This window comes from Pseudomonas sp. S36, from assembly GCF_016647875.1.
GTDB classification, from domain to species: domain Bacteria; phylum Pseudomonadota; class Gammaproteobacteria; order Pseudomonadales; family Pseudomonadaceae; genus Aquipseudomonas; species Aquipseudomonas parafulva.
The window spans coordinates 1-1,262 of sequence record NZ_JACVVG010000094.1 but is presented as its reverse complement, the minus strand read 5'-3'; the positions used below and the strand labels follow the sequence as shown (position 1 = coordinate 1,262).

The window sequence follows — 1,262 nt, the reverse complement described above, 5'->3', positions numbered from 1 at the left end:
GGTGCACTCCGAGCGCCTGGCCAGCATCGGCCGCCGGGGGGCGGGGGTGCCACCTGGTCCTGATGTGGGGCAAGGCCAGGTGGGCGATGTTCAGCGTTGGTGAGTGGCGCGGTCCTGTTCTGACGCTTTTTCGTCCTCGAGCAGTTTCGACGGGGGCTTGCCGCTGTCACTGCGTACTTGCGCGTGGCTGATGAGGGCGAAAATGAAACTGCCACCTATGATATTGCCTGCCAAGGTAGGCAATGCAAAATGGAGCCAGAAGCTGCTCCAGGTTTCTTCGCCGGCCCACACCAGGTAGGACACCTCCACCGAACCCACCACGATGTGGGTGAAGTCGCCGAGTGCCATCAGGTAGGTAATAAGCAGGATGATCCAGATCTTGGCATTTTCCATGGAGGGGATCATCCATACCATGGTGGCGATCATCCAGCCCGACACAATGCCCTTGGCGAACATCTGGCCGATGTCGTTCTCCATCACCTTGTGCCCCACCTCCAGGAAGGCAAGGTCGGTCTTGGTGTCGAAGATCGGCAGCTCCAGCATTACCCAGGCCACCAGCAGCGTGCCGGCGAGGTTGCCCACCAGTACCACCCCCCACAGGCGCAGCAGGCGGCCGAAGTTCGCCAGGGTGGGCGTGGTCATTACCGGCAGTACAGCGGTGAGGGTGTTTTCGGTGAACAACTGCTGCCGCGCCAGGATGACGGCCAGGAACCCGGCGCTATAACCGATGCTTGCAATGACCTGGGCGCTTTCGCCATCGGGTAGGCGGGAGTACAGCAGCCCCATGGCCATCAGCGACAAGCCCATGGACAACCCGGCCGCAAGGGCAGACCACCACAACGCAGCCAGGGTCCGTTCCAGTTCTTGGTCGCCCTGAAGGCGTATGGTTTCGTGTAGCACCGCCGCCCTGGGCGGCTGGTTTACGCTGACTTCCTGCTGTTCATCCGCAGACAAGCCCGGGGTTTTATCGCTGTGCGCGTCGCTCATCGCCGCTACGCTCCATGGTGGGTTTCTCTACAGATCCACCGGGCCCTCATTTAGTTGCCGCGCAAGTGCCCGGGCACTGCAAAAGTTTTTTCAGATCAAGGTGTTGACTCCCAATTTAAACCGCGTATTATTCGCCACCTCGCAGCGATCAACGCTTCGAGGCGAGTCAGGTGTTGTTGAGTTTGATAGCTTCTCTGGAAGCCTTTGAAAAACTTCAAAATAAGCGCTTGACAGCAAATGAGGAAAGCGTAGAATGCGCGCCTCGGTTGAGACGA

General features: G+C 59.4%; 1 protein-coding gene and 1 pseudogene. Both read right to left on the bottom strand.

From position 1 onward, the window contains the following. Positions 1–90: 90 nt before the first annotated feature. Positions 91–987: a formate/nitrite transporter family protein gene (locus tag IAE36_RS23435; RefSeq protein ID WP_201214969.1), complete on the bottom strand. Its 897-nt coding sequence runs from the start codon at positions 985–987 to the stop codon at positions 91–93. Positions 988–1,077: 90 nt separating this feature from the next. Next, positions 1,078–1,262: pseudogene (locus IAE36_RS23800) on the bottom strand (hypothetical protein); the annotation flags it as partial.

What these genes read in the sequence shown, in the direction of transcription:
- IAE36_RS23435 (WP_201214969.1), bottom strand. Translation starts at nt 987, where the DNA reads ATGAGCGACGCGCACAGCGATAAAACCCCGGGCTTGTCTGCGGATGAA.